Here is a 20,094-nt window from a genome sequence, read left to right on the forward strand (position 1 = left end):
CTTTCCCGCGTGGCGTGGTTTTCCCGGCCATGCCTGCTGCCCGCTCTGCTACCCCCGCGACGATACCTGCCCACGCTCCCACGAGCCCGCCGATGGCCCCCAACCGCTGGGGGTTGCTGGGCGTTTCGCTGGTGATGTTCATGGCGGGCCTTGATTCCAACATCGTGAACGTGGCCCTGCCCGCGCTGGCGCGGGAGTTGCACCAGCCCTTTGCGGCGGTGCAGTGGGTGGTGCTCAGCTACCTGCTTGTCACCACGGCCATCGCGGCCGCCGTCGGCCGACTGGGCGACCAGCTGGGCAAAAAACGGGTGTACCTGGCCGGAACCCTCGTGTTTACCTTCGGTTCGCTGCTGTGCGGCCTCAGCCCCTCCCTGGGCGCGCTGGTCGCGGCCCGGGCCGTGCAAGGGCTGGGCGGGGCCGTGTGCCTGGCCCTGAGCTTTGCCGTGGGCGGAGAGCTGGTGCCCAAGGAGCAGATGGGCCGCACCATCGGCTGGCTGGGCACGGTGGCGTCGGTGGGCATGACGGCGGGCCCGACCCTGGGCGGGCTGCTGCTGACCTGGCTGGGCTGGCAGTGGATGTTTCTGGTCAACGTTCCGCTGGGCGTGCTCGCCTACGGGCTGCTGCGGCGCAGCCTGCCCGGGCCGGACGCGCCGCAGGACCTGACGCAGGATTGGGCCGGCATGGGCCTGATGGCCCTGTGGGTGACGTGCTACACGCTGGGCCTGACCTGGATTGAAAGCGCCGGCTTCTGGAATCCTTTGGTGCTGGGGCTGCTCGGGGCGGCGGCCATCGGGGCAGCCGGCTTTGTCGCCTACGAGCAGCGCGTCGCATACCCGTTTCTGAACCCCCGGGTGCTGCGCCACGGTCCCTTGAGCGCCAGCTTGCTGGCCAGCCTGCTGGTGCAGGGGGTGATGATTGCCACGACCATCGTGCTGACGTATTTCCTGACCGGTGCGGCGCACTATTCGCCGGCCCGCATTGGGTTGCTGCTCTCGGTGGGGCCGCTCACCACGGTGCTGCTCAGCCCCGTCGCCGGGTACCTATCGGACCGCTTCGGCGCGGCACGGGTGATGCTCGCCGGCACCGGGCTCATGGTGCTGGCCGGGCTGAGTCTGGCCTTCCTGCAACCGGAGACATCTGACCGGCTGCTGGCCCTGCGTTTGGTACTGCTCAGCCTGGGCTATACCCTGTTTCGCACGCCCAACAACGCGCAGGTCATTACCCTGGCCCCGCTGGCTGAGCGCGGGCTGGTCAGCGGCTTGCTGATGAAGACGCGCACCCTGGGCCAGATTACCGGCGCGGCGCTGGTAGGGTCGGTGTTTGCGCGGCTGCTCAGCGAGGCCGGGTTTGCGGATGTTAGCCAGGCGTCGGTGCCGGCACTCGTCAGCAGCACCCAGGGCGCCTTCTGGCTGATTGCCAGCTTGGCCCTGGCCGCTGCGGCGTTGGTGTACGCCAGCGTACGTAGCTCGTCGCCGGTCTTTTCCTAACCGCTAGCTTCTTTCGATTGTCTTAAGAAGCGTATAAGACTATCGTTTTTTCGCGGCTCTTACGGCCCACTAGCACCTTATCACTAGCAAAAAAGGGGAGTCGGTCACGGACTCGGTGTTACCCCCCCCTATTTATTTAACAACACTCATTACTTTTATACTATACCAACCGGTCGGTTTATGCAGGAGTCTCGCGAACATATTCTTACTACTTCCCTTCAGCTATTCTTACGCAACAGCTTTAGGGAGGTAACCATTAAGGATTTGGTAGCAGCCAGCGACTTGTCAAAGGGAGCTTTCTACCACTACTTCGACAGCAAAGAGCAGCTGTTCGAGGAGGTTATCAACCACTTCTACAGCGGTCTGTTCCAGGAGGATTTCAGCCGGTATTCTCATGACTCGCTGGCGGCGTTCTACCGCGACTCCCTAACCGGCCTCACGGAGCGGGTTAACCGCCACCCGACGCAGGTTAGCGGCGATACCAGCCTCCGGGCCAACCATTACCTGCTGGTGTTTGACGCCCTCAAGCGGCTGCCATCTTTCCGGCTGCTCAAGCAGCAGCAGCAAGAACAGGAGTTAGCCGGATGGTCGGCCATCGTGCGGCAGGCCCAGCAGACGGGCGAGATAACCGCGGCGCTGCCCGAAGTGCAGGTAGCGAAATTGTTCATCTACCTCACGCATGGTGTCGCGGTAAGTTTCATGCTCCACACCCAGACGGATGAAATGCTGCTGGAGGTAGCGGCCGGATTCGACGCCTTGTATCAAACTTTAAAAGTTTAACCTGCTGAATCGGGCGTTCGGAAAATACACCTCTTTTTAAAACATACCAACCGTTCGGTACCTGCCATGCCCAACCCCAACCGTTCGGATTTTAGCTCTACTCTTTCTTTCACTGGTGCTACATGCAACCACAAGACACCCTCAAAGCCAAACCCACCGCCTCTTATGTTTTCGCTGCTCGTGCTGCTAGCTGCCAGCGCGGGCTGGTATTACGGGCAGCAAAGCCGCGCTACGAAACCACCGACAGAGCCCTGCTCGACGGCAAGGTGCAGTCAGTACGGGCTAGAGCGTGAGGACAATTACCTTTCGGTAAATCAATAAGGCAGATGCATCGTCACGAAATTACAGACCGCCAATGGGCATTAGTCGCGCCGCTACTTCCGGGCAAAGCCACGGACTGTGGCGTGACGGCCCACGACAACCGGCTGTTTTTCAACGCTGTGGTGTGGCTCTTGCGCACGGGCGCGGCATGGGCTGACCTACCCGAGCGCTTCGGCAACCCCAATTCCGTCTGCCGCCGTTTCCGCCGGCTGGCCCAAAAGAAGGTGTGGGAAGCGGTGTTCGAGGCCTTAAAAGCACCGGAACTCGACTGGGTGATGCTCGATTCGACCGTGCTGCGGGCCCACCAGCACGCGGCCGGCCAAAAAAAGCGCCCCCGAAACCGAGTGCTGGGCCGCAGCCGGGGCGGGATGAGCACCAAAATCCACGCCTGCATCGACGCACTGGGCAATGCCGTGCGCGTGATAGCCACCGCCGGGCAGGCCAGCGACTGCCCGCAGGCGCTGGACTTGCTCGCGGGCCTGGACACGCGCATGGTCATTGCCGACACGAGCTACGACAGCGACGCCAACTGGGCCTACTGCGCTGAAAAGGACATTGCCGTCGTCATTCCCAATCGACCCAACCGGCTGGAACACGTCCCGCTGGACAAGGAATACTACCGCGACCGCAACAAGATTGAGCGCTTTTTCGGCCGCATGAAGCAGTATCGGCGCCTGGCCACTCGCTATGACAAAACCGTTGTCTCCTTTCTCGCTTTTTGGCACATCGCCGCTGCCCTCGATTGGCTGCGGTAATGATTGTCCTCACGCTCTAGCGTCACGGCCTACCTCAACCGGAGTCATGCATGTTGAACAACTTATTAAATACCGAAAGCTGATGAGCAGCTTCCTTTAGCCTGATGAGTGGTAAAGAGACGAGTAGGAGAGCAGAACCCACACCGACGACGGCCGAAGGAACGGGTGTCGGGGGATGGTTGCTCAACACCATAGGCCGATTGTGGTTTCGAAAGGAAGCTGCCGCCACCAGAAGCAGACGCGAGCAGCGGGTGTTTCTGCTCATATCGCTGTCGGAAAACAAAAAGCTGCTTTTCCAGCTCGTGCACGAGTGCAGAGCTGCAGTTGAGGCAGGTGGCGGTGTTGTAATCGAACAGCTGCCCAAAAGCCTGCTGCTTTCCTGGCCCGCTGGGCTGGGAGAGCAGCAGGCGCTACCCGCCTACCAGCTCCTGCGGGCCAGCTTGCAGCGGATGGCTCCGCAAGCGCAGCTGCACGGGGCAGCCAGCCTGGGCTGGGTGAAAGTACGCCCATCCCAATCGGGCGGGCACCGCTACCGGGGCGAGGTGCTGCGGCAGGTAGCCGGCATCCTGCTCGAAAGTGTGCAGCTGGGCAGTGGCTTGCTCATTGCGGCAGTCCTGTATCAGCGCCTTGACCGGACCGCCCCATTTCGCTACCAGCTGCACGTTGGCTTTGAGGTGGCCGGTCACCGCTACCCCGCCACCCTGTTTCAGGTTACGGCCGATAATTCTTGTTAAGGGAGCCGTGTACCACACAGAAAGCTTCCTTATAATATCGCAGCTGCATTCAGGTTTTAATCCGACTCAAACGTCTTAGTCACCGGCCCTGGGGCTGGCTTCCACTCAAAACGCAACTTTACCCCTTTTCGACTTGCTCGCTTTGGCCCACTGCCCGCAAGTTTTTTTACCAGCCACAAAATTTTTTCAACCCAAAATGACCGCACAAAAAGTACAAATTACGCCCGCCGCCGGCAAGCTCGGCATCCTGCTGCCTGGCATGGGGGCCGTGGCTACTACCCTCATTGCCGGCGTGCTTGCCGTGCGCAAGGGCACCGCGCAGCCCATTGGCTCGCTCACGCAGATGGGTAAAATCCGCACTAGTGGCGCCAACCCCAAAATCAAGGACTTCGTGCCCCTGGCCGACCTCCACGACATCGAGTTTGGCGGCTGGGACGTGTACGAGGACAACGTGTTCGAGTCGGCCCTGAACGCGGGGGTGCTCGACTACAAAACCCTGAAGCCGGTGCGTGCTGAAATGGAAGCCATCAAGCCCATGAAGGCGGCCTTCGACCCGCACTACGTGAAGAACCTGGACGGTACCCACGTCAAGGAGTACACCACCAAGCTCGACCTGGCCGAACAGGTAATCAACGACATCCGCACGTTCAAGGCCGAGCGTGGGTGCAGCCGCCTGGTGATGGTGTGGTGCGGCTCGACGGAAATCTACCATGAGTTGGGCGACGTGCACCGCACGCTGGCCGGCTTCGAGCAAGGCCTCCGGGATAACGCGGCCACCATCGCGCCGAGCATGATTTACGCCTACGCCGCGCTCAAGGAAGGTGTGCCGTTTGTCAATGGCGCCCCCAACCTGACCGTGGACATGCCCGCCCTGCTGGAGCTGGCCGCCCTCACCGGCACGCCGATAGCCGGCAAAGACTTCAAAACCGGCCAGACCCTGATGAAAACCATCGTGGCCCCCGGCCTGCAGGCCCGCTCGCTGGGCGTGAAGGGCTGGTTCTCGACCAACATCCTGGGCAACCGCGACGGCTTAGTGCTCGACGACCCGGATAACTTCAAAACCAAGGAGGTATCGAAGCTGAGCGTGCTCGACAGCGTGTTTCATCCCGAAGAAAACCCGGAGCTCTACGGCGACATGTACCACAAGGTGCGCATCAACTACTACCCGCCGGCCGGCGACAACAAGGAAAGCTGGGACAACATCGACATCTTCGGCTGGCTGAACTACCCGATGCAGATTAAGATTAACTTTCTCTGCCGCGACTCCATCCTGGCCGCGCCGCTGGTGCTCGACCTGGCCCTGTTCATGGACCTGGCCCAGCGTGCGGGCATGAGCGGCGTGCAGGAATGGCTCTCCTTCTACCTCAAAGCCCCGCAAACCGTGGCCGAGGCCCGCCCCGAGCACGACATCTTCAAGCAGCTCGTGATGCTGCACAACACCCTGCGCGGGCTGATGGGCGAAAGCCTGGTGGAAGCCGCGGCGGCGGAGGAATACCAGGACGAGCCGGCTACCTAACGACCTATGTTCAAGCTAATTGCCTCGATACTGGGCATCGGGTACGTGAAGGGCGGGGGCACAGTGGCCGCCGTGGCCTGCTGCCTGGCCCTGTACCTGGCCCGCGCCAACGGGGCGCTGCCGCGGCCCGGGCCGGCAGGTCTGCTCACGGCAGGTCTGCTCACGGCGGGCCTGCTGGCCCTGGGTACGCTGGCGGCCCAGCGGGTGGAGGCCGCCTGGGGCAAAGACAGCTACCGGGTGGTCATCGACGAGGTGGCGGGCATGTGGGTGAGCATGCTGCTCATCCCCATCACCGGGCCCCGCCTGCTGGCGGGGCTGGTGCTGTTCCGGTTCTTCGATATTGTAAAGCCCTTGTTCATTAGAAAGATGGAACAGATTCCCGGCGGCGCCGGCGTGATGCTGGACGACGTGCTGGCCGGCCTCTACACCAACCTGCTGCTGCACGCCGCCGTGCGGCTCGGCTATCTGTAAACGCCTGTGCGCTACGTTCAACTACTGCGGCAGCAGGCGGCCGCAGCGGCGGGCACAGCCGTCGATTTTCTGGTCACCATCGCCTGCGTGGAAGGACTGCACCGCTGGTACATGCTGGCCACGGTACTGGGCAACGTGGCGGGTGGCCTCACCAATTTCTTTATCAACCGGCACCTGGTCTTCCGGGCCACGCAGCAGCGCGCCCCGGCGCAGGGGGCCCGGTACCTGTTGGTGTGGCTGGGCGGCATGCTGCTAAATGCTACCGGTGTTTACCTGTTTACCCAATACCTGCACACTAACTATTTACTAAGCAAAACCCTGGTTTCCCTGCTCATTGGGCTCGGGTTTACCTATCCTTTGCAGGTGCATTTTGTTTTTAAAAAGCCATGAGTTACCTAGCTGTCGGGCGTTATTTCAGGTCTTTGAAGCAACTGGGCTGGGTGTTGCTGCTGGTGTTGCCCGTTGCGGCTCTCGCTCAAACCACCACCATTCGGGGTGTGGTCACCGATGCCAAAACCCGGCAGCAGCTGCCCTTCGTGAGCGTGGCAGTGTCGCAGGCCGCCCTCGGCACCAATACCGACGAGGACGGACACTATACCCTGCGGGTGCCGACTCAATACACCACCCTGGTTTTCACCTACCTGGGCTACGGCACCGTCACCAAAACCTTTACGGCCGGGCAGCCGCAGGAAATCAATGTGTCGATGACGGCCAGTGCGGCGCAGCTCGGCGAGGTGGTGGTGCGGGGCAGCAAGGCGCCTCGCTACCGGAGCAAGGACAACCCCGCCGTCGCGCTTATCCGCCAGGTTATCGACCACAAGGCGCAGAACCGGCCCGAAAGCTACGCCTACGTGGAAGACGAGAAGTATGAGAAGATGTCCTTCGCGGTCAGCAACTTATCCGATAAATTTAAGAGCAGGAAAATTTTCCGCAACTACCAGTTCCTGTTCAAAAAGCAGGACTCGCTGGCGGCGGGCGGAGTGAACATTCTGCCCATTTACCTCGAGGAAAAGCTGGCCAAGGAATACTACCGGCAGAACCCGCCGACGCACAAAACCGTGGTGCTCGGCAGCAAGCAGGTGCAGTTCGACAAGCATTTTATTGATAACGAGGGCCTGAGCGCCTACTTCAATCGAATGTACCAGGACATTGACATTTACGCCAACAATGTCTTCCTGCTCGGCAACCAGCTGCTCAGCCCCATTGCTGCCAACGCGCCCGCGTTTTACCAGTACTACATCTCCGACACGCTCAAACAGCACACGCCGCCGCTCGTCGAGCTGAGCTTCTTTCCGCGCAACCGGGGCGATATGCTGTTCACGGGCAAGCTCTACGTCACGCTTGACGGGAATTACGCCGTGCAGCGGGCCACTTTGTCGGTGGACAAGCGCATCAACCTGAATTTCGTGAAGCGGCTGGACGCCCGGCTGGAATTTGCCGAAAACCCGGACAAGCGCTACCACCTGAGCAAGAGCTTTCTGGGCATCGACTTCGGGGTGACGGAGAAAGGCTCCGGCTTTTATGGCGAGCGCACCGTGCAGTTCGACAAGTACCGCATCAACCAGCCCGCCCCCGACAGCGTCTACGACGGGCCGGGGCGGGCCGGGGCGCTGGCCGACACCTCGGCGCGCCAGCGCACGGCTTTTCTGGAGCAGAACCGGCCCGACAGCCTGAGCCAGGTGGAAAAGGCCATTTACAGGAACGTTGATACTCTTCAAACCATCAAGTCGTTTCGGCGGACGCTGGACCTGTTTGCTTTCCTGCTGTCGGGCTACAAGTCGTTCGGCGGGTTCGAGATTGGCCCGGCCAATACGTTCTACAGCTTCAACCCGGTGGAGGGCTTCCGGCTGCGGGTGGGCGGCCGCACCACGCCCGAGCTAAGCAAGCGCATCTTTTTCGAAACGTATGCCGCCTACGGTTTCCGGGACGAAAAGTGGAAGTACTTTTTCAGCTCGACCTACTCGTTCAATAACAAATCCATCTACACGTTCCCGCAAAATATGCTGCGGGCCAGCTTCCAGCGCGACACCCGGATTCCGGGCCAGGAGCTGCAATTTGTGCAGGAAGACAATTTCCTGCTCTCCTTCAAGCGCGGCGTCAACGACAAGTACCTCTATAACGACGTGTACCGGCTCGACTACGTGCACGAGTTCAGCAACCATTTTTCCTACACCCTGGGCTTCCGCAACCTGCAGCAGTCGCCGGCCGGCGGCCTGTATTTTCAACATTCGGACCCCACAAATCCCGACCCCATTCGCACGCTGACCACCACGGAGCTGTCGCTGGGGCTGCGCTGGGCGCCCAATGAAACCTTCTACCAGGGCAAGCTCTACCGCGCGCCCATCATCGGGCGCTACCCCGTCTTCTCGGCCCAGCTGACCACCGGCGTCCGGGGCCTTTTCAGGGGCGAGTACACCTACCAAAACGTGGTGGTGAACGCCACCAAGCGCTTTTATCTCTCGCAGCTGGGCCATTCCGACGTGACGCTGGAAAGCGGCTACGTGTTTGGGAAAGTGCCGTTTCCCCTGCTGGAGACCCACCGGGCCAACCAAAGCTATTCCTATCAGTTGAGGTCGTACAATCTCATGAATTTCCTGGAATTCTCGAGCGACCACTACGCCAGCCTGTTCATCGACCATAACTTCAACGGCTTCTTTTTCAACAAGCTGCCTTTAATAAAGCGCCTGAAGCTGCGCGAAGCGGCTTCCCTTAAGCTCCTGTACGGCGGCATCCGACCGGAAAACCAGCCGGCTAACTCCCCGGACCTCTACCAGTTCCTGCGCGATGCCGAGGGCCAGCCCACTACTTTCAGCCTCGGCCGGCAGCCCTACGCCGAGGCCAGTGTGGGAGTGGCCAACATTTTCAAGCTGCTTCGGCTGGATATTGTAAAGCGGCTCACCTACCTCGACCATCCGCACGTGGCGGAATGGGGCCTGCGGGGCCGGTTCAAGATTGATTTTTAACTTCTGCTCCATGCGTTTTACTGCGGTCCGCAACGCCCTGCAAGCCGGTATCTACCGGGTTATCAACCCGTTCGTTCGCCTGCTGATTAAGCTCGGCTTCACCCCCAACGCCGTCACCTTGACGGGCTTTGCGCTGAACGTTGGGGTGGCCATCATCTTTATTATTGGCGGCGAGGAAGGCCACCGGGGCGACCTGCGCTACGTCGGCTGGGCCGGGGCGCTGATTCTGTTCGCCGGGCTGTTCGACATGCTCGACGGGCAGGTGGCGCGCCTGGGCAATATGCAGAGCCCGTACGGCGCCATGTTCGACTCGGTGCTGGACCGCTACAGCGAGCTGTTCACGTTTATGGGCCTCTGCTACTACCTCATCGCCCACCACTACCTGCTGAGCTCGCTCTTTGCCTTCATCGCCCTTATCGGCTCGATGATGGTGAGCTACACGCGGGCGCGGGCCGAGGGGCTCGGCGTGCAAAGCAAAGGCGGCCTGATGCAGCGCCCCGAGCGCGTGGTGCTGCTGGGCGGCAGTGCGCTGGCCTGCGGCATCAGCTCGGCTTTCCTGGGCGGCGACTACAAGCTGTTCATATCGGGCGTGCCCTTCCACCTTTTCGAAACAATGTCTATTCTGACTTTCCCAATTACCGTGCTGGCGGTGCTGGCCAACATCACGGCCGTATCGCGCCTGTTGGATGCGAAGAGGGCATTTGCCCTGCAAGCTGCGCCGCCGGCCGCGCCCGCCACGCCGGCCAAAAAAGCGGCAACGGTCGTGATGATGCTTATTAGCTTGCTAAGCAGCGATTTATCGCAGGCAGCTCCGGCACCGCAGCCTGCCCTCACTTTTCCGGTTCCCAGCGGCATTGCCAACCAGCTGTTCTACTTGCAGCGCGACCCCAACACCAACACGGTCATCTACCAGCTCAACGTCAACAAAGCGGGCCAGGTCGATGAGGACGAGCCCGTGCGGGCTTTCTGGCTGCGCTACCAGGAGCAGGGGCAGCGCCAGGAGTTGAGTTTCATTCAGCGCAAATTTGCCTATGGGCTGACCGCCAGGAAGGTATCAGTCAATAGATATGAACTGAAGTTCGCGGCGTATAACAAGCTCCCCTTTTACCTGCTGAAATCCAGCGTGGATAAGACCTTCCATGTATTCACGGTCATAGCCAGCCAGCAGATTGTGCTCACGCGGGTGTACCTACACATCGAGGGCGGCACGTTTTGGGTGCCCAACGTCAAGTACATTGAGTTCACGGGCTGGAACGCGGCTACCCGTGAGCCGGTGGTGCAGCGCGTGAATGTGTAGCTCAGCTACTGCTCTTCCATGCCTCACGAACCGCTGCCACCGCTTACTATGCTCCCTTCTCCTTTGTCCGCCGGCCGACAAGGACCCTGGCTGGTGCCGGCCCTGTCGCTGGCGTACCTGCTGTTTTCGTATTTCCTGATTGGTTTTCGACCCGAGCAACTGGTGCTGGTGGGGCTGTGCAATGCCTGCTACTTCCTCTCGGACACGACGCGCCGGTTCATCACGGGCTTCTCCATCTTCGTCGTCTTCTGGATTCTGTACGACTACATGCGGGCCTTCCCGAACTACGCCTACCGCGCCGTGGACGTGGCCGGACTCTACCACACCGAGAAAAGTCTGTTTGGCATATCGCACCTCGGCCGCGTTGTCACGCCCAATGAGTTCTGGCTGCTCCACCACACTGCCTGGCTCGATGTGCTGTGCGGAATATTCTACCTGTGCTGGGTGCCCATTCCCCTGGCCTTCGCCGGGTACCTGTTTTTCAAGAACCGGCCCCTGTTTTTTGCCTTTGCCCTCACGTTCCTGCTGGTCAATATCCTGGGGTTTGTGGTATACTACCTGCATCCCGCCGCCCCGCCGTGGTACGTGCAGCAGCACGGCCTGCAGTTCCAGCCGCTCACCATGGGCAGCACGGCCGGCCTGGCCCGGTTCGACCGCTTCTTTGGGGTGAGCATTTTCCAAGGCATCTACGCCAAGAATGCCAACATCTTCGCGGCCATGCCGTCGCTGCATTCGGCCTACCCGGCTATTGTGTTGTTTTACGCCATCAAAAACCGGTCGGGGCTGTTCAATGCCTTCTTCTTGGTGGTGATGCTGGGCATCTGGTTTGCCGCCGTGTACACCAGCCACCACTACGTGCTGGACGTGCTGGCCGGCATCAGCATTGCTATTACGGGCATCGGCATCATTCGCCTGCTGCTGGCCAAAAGCCGCTTATTCAACCGATTCATCGCGGCTTTTCTGCGTGCAACGGCATCTTCTTCCGGTGCTTAGCTGTTAACTAACCACTACTCCCTCGTGGGACGACAGCTGTACGGGTGCCGTTGTCCCAAACTTCGGGCAGGTGCGGCTTGGGCCATTTTCGCCTCAAAGCGCAACTCGACACCGTGGGGCTCAAAGCCATGTACCAGCAGCTTGCCCTATTCCGTGCCTAACTTCAGTTATTAACGCAACCCCTGTCCCGGCATGCTGTAAAGGAGCGAAAGGCGAACCTGTGCTTCCCGGCCAGAGATTTCGTCGCGTAACAGAAACGGCTGTGGTCGAGCCGCTTGCTTTTGAGGCGTGGCCACTGCTAAAACATTGTCCGAACGCAGCCGTCTGCCTCGGGGGCGGCTTCCCCAACCCGCGCCGTAGATTTTTCCTTTCCCAACGCATGAACATTGCCTCCCGCTTCGACGGCAAGCGCTACCACAACGCCGTGCCCACGTCCATGTCCACCGCCACCAGCTACTGGCAAATGGCCCGGCGCTGGCTGCTGGGCCGCGAGGAGCGCGTGCCCCGGTCGCCCCTGCCGGCCTTTACGGTGGACGCGGCCGCCCTGGCCCGCCCGGTGCCGGCCGCCGCGCTGCGGGCCACGTGGCTGGGGCACTCCACGGTGCTGCTGGAAATCGACGGGCGCCGCTTCCTGACCGACCCGGTGTGGCGGGCGCGCAGCTCCCCGGTCGGGTGGGCGGGCCCGGAGCGCTTCTTTCCTAACCCGCTCCCGCTGGCGCAGGTGCCCCCGCTCGACGGCGTGCTCCTGTCCCACGACCACTACGACCACCTCGACCCGCTGGCCGTGCGGGCGCTGGCGCGCACCGGCGTGCCGTTCTTTTGCCCGTTGGGGGTGGGGCGGCACCTGCGCCGCTGGGGCGTGGCGGCCGACCAAATCACGGAACTGGACTGGTGGCAGGCCCTGGCGCTGGCCCCGGATTTTACGCTGGTGGCCACGCCGGCCCGGCATTTTTCCGGGCGCCGCCTCGGCCTTGACCAGGACGCGACGCTCTGGGCGTCGTGGGCGCTGCTGGGCCCGACGCACCGCGCGTTCTTCGGCGGCGACTCGGGGCCGTTCGACGCGGCGTTTCAGCAAATCGGGGCGGCCTACGGCCCCTTCGACCTGACGATGCTGGAGATTGGGGCGGCTGACCCCGACTGGGCCAACGTGCACCTGGGGCCCGCGGGGGCCGTGGCCGCCCACCAGCTGCTGGGCGGCCGGGCCCTGCTGCCCCTGCATTGGGGCACGTTCAACCTGGCCTACCACGCCTGGAACGCCCCGGCCGAAGAAGTGGAGGCGGTGGCCGCCGCGGCCGGCGTGCCGTTGCTGCTGCCCCGGCCCGGCGAGCGGGTGGCGGCCACGCAGGCACCATACCTATCGGGGTGGTGGCGGTTGTAGGGAGGGGCGCTGCGCCGGTGCGTGGAAACAGCCCCCGCCTTTTTAGCCCTGCGCCGGTGCGCGCCCTCCAGGAGTGGGGGTGCTGGCGGTCCACACCTCTTAGCAAGTTCATTTAACATTATTCCTTCCGCTAACCCATGGCATCGTTCAAGCAAAAAATTCTGAAAGCCCTTTATCCGCTCATCATGCGGCTGTCGAAATCGGGCCAAAAGGGCAAGGTGCTTGCCCCGCCCGCGCCCACGGCCCCGCCGGTGTCGTTCTACGAGCTGGCCGGCCAGCTGCCCACCGGCCAGCCGCTGCCTTTTGCCCAGTTTAAGGGCCGGCCGGTTTTGCTGGTGAACACGGCCTCGAACTGCGGCTACACCAACCAATACGCCGAGCTGCAGCAGCTCGCCGAGCAGTTTGCCGGCGAGCTGGTGGTGCTGGGCTTCCCGGCCAACGACTTTGCCGAGCAGGAACAGGACGACGACCGCGCCATCAACCAGTTTTGCCAGGTCAATTTTGGGGTGTCGTTTCCCCTGCTGAAAAAGAGCGTGGTGGTGAAGCAAGCCGCCCAAAACCCGGTGTATCAGTGGCTGACCCAGGCCCGCCAGAACGGCTGGAACGAGCAGGCCCCGGACTGGAACTTCTCGAAATACCTCGTGGGGGCCGACGGCCGCCTGCTCAATTACTTCGGCCCGGCCGTCTCGCCGCTCAGCGAGGCCGTGACCAGCCGCATTGCCGCCGTTCCGGCCTAGGAAGGCGCCTGGCGGCCTCGCGCGGTGGCCGGCGAACAAGAAGGCCGCAAGGCACCCAAGTAAGGGTAGGCACTACTCACAACACCAAGGATTGGTTTTAGCGGGCCCTCGGGCCGGGCAAGGGTTAACTTTAGAACCAGGTCGGCCCGTTCGATGCCCGCCGAACAGCTTTCAGGATTTCAGTACATACTTTGAAAAATAACTGCTTCAACCTCGTGGCCCCGCTGTCCACCCCGGCCAGCCGGTGGGGTGCCACTCGTTTTGCCAGCGGGCTGGGCCTTCCGGCCATCTGCCTGCTCACGGCCCTGAGCCTGCAACCGGCCCGGGCCCAAACCCGTGTGACGGTGAGCGGCACCATCAAAGACGCCAAAACTGGGGAAGACCTCACCGGGGCCACCGTGCGCATCGTGGAGCTGCCGGGGGTAGGAACCGGCGCCAACGCCTATGGCTTCTACACGCTAACGGTGCCGGCGGGCACTTACACCGTGGAAACCAGCTTCGTGGGCTACCAGCCGCAGTCGCGCAAGCTCACGCTCGACAAAAGCCAGCGCCTGGATTTCAAGCTGGGCAGCGGCGGGCAGGAGCTGGGCGAAGTGGTGGTGACGGCCCGCAGCAGCCAGGCCGGCATCAGCAAGGCGCAGGCGGGCGTGGAGTCGCTCGATATGCGGCAAGTGGCCAAGGTGCCGGTGCTTTTCGGCGAGAAAGACGTCATCAAAACCATGACGTTGCTGCCAGGCGTGAAGACGGCCGGCGAAGGCAGCAGCGGCTTCTCGGTGCGCGGCGGCAACGTGGACCAGAACCTGATTCTGCTCGACGAGGCACCGGTCTACAACGCCTCGCACCTGCTGGGGTTTTTCTCCACCTTCAACTCCGACGCCATCAAGGACCTGACAGTGTACAAGGGCGGCATGCCGGCGCAGTACGGCGGGCGCCTCTCGTCGGTGGTCGACATCAAGATGAAGGACGGCAACAACCAGGAGCTGCACGGCAGCGGCGGCATCGGCCTCATTGCCTCCCGCCTCGCGCTGGAAGGGCCGATTGTGAAGGACAAAGGCTCGTTTCTGGTCACGGGCCGCCGCACCTACGCCGACGTGTTTCTGAAGCTCGCGTCCGACGAGCAGATTAACGACGCCAGCCTGTACTTCTACGACCTGAACGCGAAGGCCAACTACCGGCTCAGCGAGCGCACCCGCCTCTACTTCTCGGGCTACCTGGGCCAGGACGTGCTGGGCATCAGTGCCTTTGGCAGCACCTACGGCAACCAGACCGCCACGCTGCGCCTCAACCACCTGTTTACCGACCAGCTATTTTCGAACACCTCGCTCATTTACAGCAAGTACGATTTTGGGATTCGCATCACGGCCAGCGACCAGGACATCGCCATCGACTCCAAGATTCAGGACTGGAACCTGAAACAGGACTTCGAGTACACGCCCAGCGCCAGCCAGACGTTCCGGTTTGGGGCCCAGGGCATCTACCGCACCATCACGCCGGGCCGCATCTCAGCGGCGGCCACGTCCGACGTCAATTCCACGCCCGACAAAACCAACCACTCGCTCGAAACCGCCGCCTACCTCTCGCACGAGTGGAAGGCCACCGAGAAGCTGGATTTCACCACCGGCCTGCGCCTGTCGGGCTTTAGCCTGCTGGGCCGGGGCGACTACTCGACCTACGACGCGGCGGGCAACGTGCTGGCTACGAACCATTACGAGGCCGGCGACTTCGTCAAAACCTATTTCCGCCTGGAGCCGCGCCTGGCCGCCAGCTACCAGCTCTCGGAACAAACGGCCCTCAAGGCCGGCTATGCCCGCAACGTGCAGAACCTGCACCTGCTGAGCACGTCGGCTGCGTCGTCGCCCACCGATTTGTACATCCCCACCTCGCTGAACGTGAAGCCCGAGCTGGCCGACCAGCTCTCGGCCGGCTACTTCCGCCAGCTGGGCGCCAACGGCGCCTACTCGCTCTCGGCCGAGGTGTACTACAAGTGGCTGCAAAACCAGCTGGACTACCGCGACAACACCCGCCTCCGGCCCGGTACCGACGTGGAAAGCACGCTGCTCTACGGCAAGGGCCGGGCCTACGGCGTGGAGCTGCTGCTGCGGAAGAACACCGGCCGCCTCTCCGGCTGGGTGGGCTACACGCTCAGCAAGTCGGAGCGGCAGTTCACCGACATCAACAGCGGCAGCTGGTTCAACGCCCGCCAGGACCGGCCCCACGACGTGTCGGTGGTGGGCGTGTACGAGCTGACGCCGAAGTGGAGCCTCTCGGGCACCTTCGTGGCCAGCACCGGCAACGCCGTGACCTACCCCGTGGGCAAGTACCAGGCGCTGGGCCAGACCGTGAGCCTCTACGGCCTGCGCAACGCCGACCGCCTGCCCTACTACCAGCGCCTTGATATTGGGGCCACCTTCGAGAAGCCCCGCGCGGAAGGCAAGCGCTTCCAGCACAGCTGGAACTTCTCCGTCTACAACGTGCTGGGCCGCCAAAACCCCTACATCATCACCTTCGAAACCGTGCCCGACGACGCCACCCGCACCCAGGCCCTGCAAACGGCCCTGTTCCGCATGATTCCCTCGGCGACTTACAACTTCAATTTCTAACCCGACGTGTCCGGGCACTTCCTGCTCCGATACGCTTAGATGATGGGCTTCCTTCGATTTCCTCTCATGAAAACATACTCCCTTACCCGCCTGCTGGCGGCCGGCCTGCTGCTGCTGGCCACGTCCGCCTGCCAGAAAGTAATTGACCTCGACCTGCGGGAGGCCGACCCGCGCCTGGTGATTGAAGCCAACCTGGCCGACGACGGCCAGCCCTGTACCGTGCGGCTCTCGCGCAGCACCCGCTACACCGAGCCCAATACGTTTCCGCCCGTCGGTGGGGCCACCGTCACCCTCAGCGACGACGCCGGCGGCCTCGAAACGCTGGCTGCTACCAGCACGCCCGGGCTTTATCGGGGCGCCTCGCTCACAGGCCAGCCGGGCCGGCGCTACACGCTGCGGGTGGAAGCAGACGGCACCGCCCACGTGGCCGGGTCCACGATGCCCACCGCCGTGCCGCTCACCGGGCTGCGGGCCGAAAAATCAGGCTTCGGGGGCGATAACATCTACCTGGTGCCCGAGTTTCAGGACCCGGCCGGCGTGCGCAACTACTACCTGTTCCGGCAGTACCGCAACGGCCGCCTCAACCAAAGCATCTTTCTGCAGGACGACGAGCTGACCGATGGCCGGGCCAACGCCCGCCCGCTTTTTGCCCGCAACGCCGACGAGGCCGACGACCTCCGCGTGGGCGACAGCGTGCGGGTGGACATGCAGTGCGTGGACGCCGACGTGCACCGCTACCTGCGCACCCTCACCCAGATTTTGCAGGGCGCCAGCACCGCCACCCCCGCCAACCCACAGTCCAACTTCTCGGGCAATGTGCTCGGGTATTTTAGCGCGCACACCCTGCGGCGGCGCAGCCTGCTGGTGCCCCCGCTGTAGCCAGGCCACGCCTCCTGCCGCAGTCACGGGCTGCCGAAGGACGCTGCACGCAAGCGTCGGGAGGGATGGTCCCGGCAATGGCGCCTAAGAATGCCCTGCCCGCGCTCAGCAAAGGCAGGCGGCGTGCAACTGCGGCCTTGGTTAGCCACCAGGATTTGCGCTTGGCCCGTGGCCAATCGGGCTACTTGTGCTGCTTGCTCAGCACCCGCAGTACCTGGCGGCGGGTGTAGAGCAGCCGGCCCAGCATGATGCCCCCGGTAAAGCTGAGCCCTGCTACCGTCAGGGCGTGGCCGGCAAGCCAGTGGCCCAGCACCCACCAGCGGCCCACTGAAACCAGCAGGTACAGCCCCAGGATGATGCCGCCCAGCTGGTCCATCCTGCCCACTACCTGGGCCGCGTCCTCGTTCCAGGCAATTTTGGTCATGCGTCCGGCCCCCAGCCCCGCGCCGATTCCCAGCCCAAAGGAGGCCAGCGCCGGCCAGGCCGACGCATCAAAGCGCAGTAACTGATAAAGGACAACACCAAACAACGCCACAAACACCAGCGCAAACATCCGCAGCCGCCTGAGCAGTCGCCGGTGGACGAATCGGCGGCGAACCGTGCGCGACGCAACAGGAGGCTTCACAGCGGAGCGGGTAAAAGCTAGAAAAAGAGCCGGACATTAAGCCGAACTACTGACGAAAGGTACGTACGCGTGCGCTACGCCAAGGCACTATTCCCGGCAAACCTAAGGCTACACGCCGGTAAGCAGGCGTTGTTGCTTCTTTGGGGAGCTTCCGGGCCGCGGGCACCAGGTACCGGAACAACCAGGGATATTCTCATAGGAGAAAAAGCCGGCCGCTGCTACCGAGCTCGCCGGGTTGGCATGGTGCCAAATACGCGGTCCCACAGGGTACTGGAAACCCCAAAAGCCGTGAGTTGCTGCGAATAGTGGTGCATGGCGTGGTGGTGCCAGAGGCGCTTGAGCACGTTCTTCGGCGGGGCGTACACGTGCAGGCAGTAGTGCACCAACAGGTAGGAGGCATACCCAAACACGAACCCGGCCAGCAAGCCAAAGCCGGCGCTGCCAAAGGTGAAGTAGAAGATGAAAAACAGCAGCGAGGCCACGAACACCGTCAGAATCGGCGGCATGGCCAGGCGCGTCTTGTCCTTGGGGTACTCGTGGTGCACGCCGTGCATGGTGTACTGAAACCGGGCCTTACGGGGCGTATCGGCTTTCAGGTGATACACGTAGCGGTGCATCAGGTACTCGGCCAGCGTAAAGACAAACAGGCCGGCCAGGAACAGGCCGAAAGCCAACACGCCGGTAAGCAGGTGACGGGTAAGGCTGTAGTAGAGACTAATGCCCGCCGTGAGCAGAAAGATGGTGACGGGGGCGGCCACGTGCGTGTGGGTCAGCCGCTCCAGCACCGGGTGGCGGAAAAGCTGCGCCGAGCCTTGGTGTTTAGGTCGGGCGGTATCGGCGGCGGTGGGGGAATGAGAAGAAATCATGGCCGGTAAAAGGGGTTGTTAAGCAAAATAGGGAAAAACTTTCGACTCGGCCGGTTAGGTAGCCGTGTTTCGGGCCGGGGCGCGCTGTAGCTTGGCCAGGTAGTTCTTCAGGGAGGGGCACTTGCCGTACTGTCAGGTGCACGTCAGCGATGGCGACCAGTTGCACGCCCAGCACCTGCAGGAAGCGCTTGCAGTCGGCGGCGAACATCGGACCCTGCACCACGCCCTTGCCCGGCCCGATGCCCGACTCGTGCCGCGGCGGGGCTTCTCCTGTTTGTTTAACAACCCCCTATTGACAAAATGTTTCCTTTGAGGTCCTTTTGGGAACGATGAATCGTGGTCGGGTTTCGTAACCTCTCTCCGCCTTGCAGTGGCCCACGCTCATTTAGTGCTGAGCGGCTGCCAGGGATTCTGGAACAGGAGGGGTTCTCATTACCTTTGCCCTCCAGTTTTACTTGTCGTTGCTCATGCCTGCTCCCGCCTCCCGACTGTACTTCAATAACCCCGTTGGTCGGGTGATGGAACACCCCGAGGGCTACGCGCACGTCATCTACGAGGCGGGCCCGCGCCAGCTGCACCACCTGCAGGCCTTCCTCACGCACACGGGACAGCTACTGCGCCTACGCGGCTGGCACAAGCTCCTCGCCGACCAGCGCCAGCTGACCCCCTACACTCCCGACGAGAGCCAGTGGATTGTCGACTTCTGGCTCTCGGTCGAGCAGCGCGGCACCCGGACCATCTACGGGGCCGTCCTGCTGCCCCACGACGTGTTTGCCCGCCTCTCGGTGAGCCAGGTCGTGGCCGATACCACGGCCTCCGTCCTCACGTACCGCCTGTTCGACGCCGAAGACGCGGCGCAGCAGTGGCTGCGGCAACTGCGCTAAACGCCCGCTGCACCGGCCTTGCCGCAACCTACCTGGTCAACTCCTTTCACCAGCGCGGCATTCACTTTACAGCCTTGGAGCTGGGCATCGACACCACGACCCCGGCGGGCAAGTTTATGGTTTCTCTTTGGCCGAGTACGACCGCGAGAACATCCTAGAGAAGACCAAAGCCGGCCAGCAGCTGGCCGCCCCCTGGGCAAGCACATCAGCCGGCCCAAGGGGCTGGATACGGAGAACCTAGCCAAAATGCACAAGGCACCCGAAAAGGGTCTATCCGTTGCGGAAACGATGCAGCTGACCGGTGGTGTGGGCGGCGGCGTTGTGGTTGCGGGCGTGGTCTAGCAGGACCTCGCGGCTGCGGTACAGAATCTGGTAGGGGGCTTAGTTGGCCGGGGCCGCGAGGCCGAAGTGCTGCTGCAGGACGTAGTTGAGCTTGTCGCGGGTGAGGGGCTTAATGAGGTAGCCGTGGATGGGCAGGCCCTGCATTTGTTCCACGTCCTTGGGGTTGAGGGAAGTGGTGAGCATGATGATAACCACCGAGGGGTTTTGGCGCTGGGGCCGTTGAGCGAAGACCTGCAGGAACTCGAAGCCGTTCATCTTCGGCATCTTCATGTCGAGCAGGAACAGGGCCGGGCAGGTAGGCGAGGCGGGTTGCTCGCAGTGGGCGAGCAGCAGGTCGAGCGCCTCCTGGCCGTTGCCGGCCACGAGCACGGCGTCGCTGACGGCCATGCGCCGCAGCAGCGCCTGGTTGAGGTAGTTGGTCGTGTCGTCGTCGTCGATGAGCAGGGTGCAGGAAATGGCAGCCATG

At 62.5% G+C, this 20,094-nt stretch carries 18 protein-coding genes; 15 read left to right on the forward strand and 3 right to left on the reverse strand.

Annotated features, from left to right (window positions below; translation table 11 throughout):
* Positions 1–29: 29 nt before the first annotated feature.
* The 14 genes from LJY25_RS19165 (at position 30) to LJY25_RS19230 (ending at position 16,911) form a co-directional block, all read left to right on the forward strand.
* The gene (locus LJY25_RS19165) at positions 30–1,487 is read left to right on the forward strand and encodes an MFS transporter (protein ID WP_227610098.1); all 1,458 of its coding nucleotides are present in this window, start codon (positions 30–32) and stop codon (positions 1,485–1,487) included.
* A gap of 180 nt (positions 1,488–1,667) precedes the next feature.
* Complete coding sequence (locus LJY25_RS19170) at positions 1,668–2,267, forward strand: TetR/AcrR family transcriptional regulator (protein WP_227610099.1); 600 nt, start codon at positions 1,668–1,670, stop codon at positions 2,265–2,267.
* A gap of 326 nt (positions 2,268–2,593) precedes the next feature.
* Positions 2,594–3,343: an IS5 family transposase gene (locus tag LJY25_RS19175; RefSeq protein ID WP_227610100.1), complete on the forward strand. Its 750-nt coding sequence runs from the start codon at positions 2,594–2,596 to the stop codon at positions 3,341–3,343.
* A 251-nt stretch (positions 3,344–3,594) separates the two neighbouring features.
* Positions 3,595–4,077 carry a hypothetical protein gene (locus tag LJY25_RS19180; RefSeq protein ID WP_227610101.1) on the forward strand — a complete coding sequence of 161 codons (483 nt, stop codon included), beginning with the start codon at positions 3,595–3,597 and terminating at the stop codon, positions 4,075–4,077.
* 196 nt (positions 4,078–4,273) lie between these two features.
* The gene (locus LJY25_RS19185) at positions 4,274–5,593 is read left to right on the forward strand and encodes an inositol-3-phosphate synthase (protein ID WP_227610102.1); all 1,320 of its coding nucleotides are present in this window, start codon (positions 4,274–4,276) and stop codon (positions 5,591–5,593) included.
* A gap of 6 nt (positions 5,594–5,599) precedes the next feature.
* A complete protein-coding gene (locus LJY25_RS19190) occupies positions 5,600–6,064 on the forward strand; it encodes a phosphatidylglycerophosphatase A family protein (RefSeq protein WP_227610103.1) in 465 nt (154 codons plus the stop codon).
* Positions 6,065–6,070: 6 nt separating this feature from the next.
* On the forward strand, positions 6,071–6,454 hold the full coding sequence (locus tag LJY25_RS19195; RefSeq protein ID WP_227610104.1) for a GtrA family protein: 384 nt from the start codon (positions 6,071–6,073) through the stop codon (positions 6,452–6,454).
* 32 nt (positions 6,455–6,486) lie between these two features.
* Entirely contained in the window at positions 6,487–9,027 is a 2,541-nt protein-coding gene (locus LJY25_RS19200; RefSeq protein ID WP_227610105.1) for a DUF5686 and carboxypeptidase-like regulatory domain-containing protein, read from the forward strand.
* Between the two features lie 10 nt (positions 9,028–9,037).
* A complete protein-coding gene (locus tag LJY25_RS19205; RefSeq protein WP_227610106.1) occupies positions 9,038–10,324 on the forward strand; it encodes a DUF4833 domain-containing protein in 1,287 nt (428 codons plus the stop codon).
* A gap of 48 nt (positions 10,325–10,372) precedes the next feature.
* Positions 10,373–11,317: a phosphatase PAP2 family protein gene (locus LJY25_RS19210; protein WP_227610107.1), complete on the forward strand. Its 945-nt coding sequence runs from the start codon at positions 10,373–10,375 to the stop codon at positions 11,315–11,317.
* A gap of 379 nt (positions 11,318–11,696) precedes the next feature.
* A complete protein-coding gene (locus LJY25_RS19215; protein WP_227610108.1) occupies positions 11,697–12,695 on the forward strand; it encodes an MBL fold metallo-hydrolase in 999 nt (332 codons plus the stop codon).
* Positions 12,696–12,832: 137 nt separating this feature from the next.
* Positions 12,833–13,432 carry a glutathione peroxidase gene (locus LJY25_RS19220; protein WP_227610109.1) on the forward strand — a complete coding sequence of 200 codons (600 nt, stop codon included), beginning with the start codon at positions 12,833–12,835 and terminating at the stop codon, positions 13,430–13,432.
* Between the two features lie 191 nt (positions 13,433–13,623).
* A complete protein-coding gene (locus LJY25_RS19225; RefSeq protein ID WP_227610110.1) occupies positions 13,624–16,032 on the forward strand; it encodes a TonB-dependent receptor in 2,409 nt (802 codons plus the stop codon).
* A gap of 66 nt (positions 16,033–16,098) precedes the next feature.
* A complete protein-coding gene (locus LJY25_RS19230; RefSeq protein ID WP_227610111.1) occupies positions 16,099–16,911 on the forward strand; it encodes a DUF4249 domain-containing protein in 813 nt (270 codons plus the stop codon).
* 181 nt (positions 16,912–17,092) lie between these two features.
* On the opposite strand, the gene LJY25_RS19235 is transcribed toward LJY25_RS19230, so the two are convergent.
* Both LJY25_RS19235 and LJY25_RS19240 read right to left on the reverse strand, forming a co-directional pair.
* Positions 17,093–17,536, reverse strand: a complete 444-nt coding sequence (locus tag LJY25_RS19235; RefSeq protein ID WP_227610112.1) for a hypothetical protein — start codon at positions 17,534–17,536, stop codon at positions 17,093–17,095.
* A gap of 218 nt (positions 17,537–17,754) precedes the next feature.
* Positions 17,755–18,402, reverse strand: coding sequence for a sterol desaturase family protein (locus tag LJY25_RS19240; RefSeq protein WP_227610113.1), 648 nt, complete (start codon positions 18,400–18,402; stop codon positions 17,755–17,757).
* A gap of 467 nt (positions 18,403–18,869) precedes the next feature.
* Here LJY25_RS19240 and LJY25_RS19245 point away from each other — a divergent pair, with 467 nt between their 5' ends.
* Positions 18,870–19,286 (forward strand): hypothetical protein, encoded by a 417-nt coding sequence (locus tag LJY25_RS19245; RefSeq protein WP_227610114.1) that lies wholly within the window; start codon positions 18,870–18,872, stop codon positions 19,284–19,286.
* A gap of 381 nt (positions 19,287–19,667) precedes the next feature.
* Here the strand turns inward: LJY25_RS19245 and LJY25_RS19250 are convergent, their stop codons facing one another.
* Positions 19,668–20,093, reverse strand: a complete 426-nt coding sequence (locus tag LJY25_RS19250) for a response regulator (protein ID WP_227610115.1) — start codon at positions 20,091–20,093, stop codon at positions 19,668–19,670.
* Position 20,094: the final 1 nt, after the last annotated feature.

This window comes from Hymenobacter translucens, from assembly GCF_020685205.1.
GTDB classification, from domain to species: Bacteria; Bacteroidota; Bacteroidia; order Cytophagales; family Hymenobacteraceae; genus Hymenobacter; species Hymenobacter translucens.

Bases quoted from the DNA above. Each gene is read 5' to 3' on its own strand.
- LJY25_RS19220 (WP_227610109.1), top strand. From the start codon at position 12,833: ATGGCATCGTTCAAGCAAAAAATTCTGAAAGCCCTTTATCCGCTCATC.
- LJY25_RS19245 (WP_227610114.1), top strand. From the start codon at position 18,870: ATGCCTGCTCCCGCCTCCCGACTGTACTTCAATAACCCCGTTGGTCGG.
- LJY25_RS19185 (WP_227610102.1), top strand. From the start codon at position 4,274: ATGACCGCACAAAAAGTACAAATTACGCCCGCCGCCGGCAAGCTCGGC.
- LJY25_RS19215 (WP_227610108.1), top strand. From the start codon at position 11,697: ATGAACATTGCCTCCCGCTTCGACGGCAAGCGCTACCACAACGCCGTG.
- LJY25_RS19175 (WP_227610100.1), top strand. From the start codon at position 2,594: ATGCATCGTCACGAAATTACAGACCGCCAATGGGCATTAGTCGCGCCG.
- LJY25_RS19210 (WP_227610107.1), top strand. From the start codon at position 10,373: ATGCTCCCTTCTCCTTTGTCCGCCGGCCGACAAGGACCCTGGCTGGTG.
- LJY25_RS19170 (WP_227610099.1), top strand. From the start codon at position 1,668: ATGCAGGAGTCTCGCGAACATATTCTTACTACTTCCCTTCAGCTATTC.
- LJY25_RS19250 (WP_227610115.1), bottom strand. From the start codon at position 20,093: ATGGCTGCCATTTCCTGCACCCTGCTCATCGACGACGACGACACGACC.
- LJY25_RS19165 (WP_227610098.1), top strand. From the start codon at position 30: ATGCCTGCTGCCCGCTCTGCTACCCCCGCGACGATACCTGCCCACGCT.
- LJY25_RS19190 (WP_227610103.1), top strand. From the start codon at position 5,600: ATGTTCAAGCTAATTGCCTCGATACTGGGCATCGGGTACGTGAAGGGC.
- LJY25_RS19240 (WP_227610113.1), bottom strand. From the start codon at position 18,402: ATGATTTCTTCTCATTCCCCCACCGCCGCCGATACCGCCCGACCTAAA.
- LJY25_RS19205 (WP_227610106.1), top strand. From the start codon at position 9,038: ATGCGTTTTACTGCGGTCCGCAACGCCCTGCAAGCCGGTATCTACCGG.
- LJY25_RS19230 (WP_227610111.1), top strand. From the start codon at position 16,099: ATGAAAACATACTCCCTTACCCGCCTGCTGGCGGCCGGCCTGCTGCTG.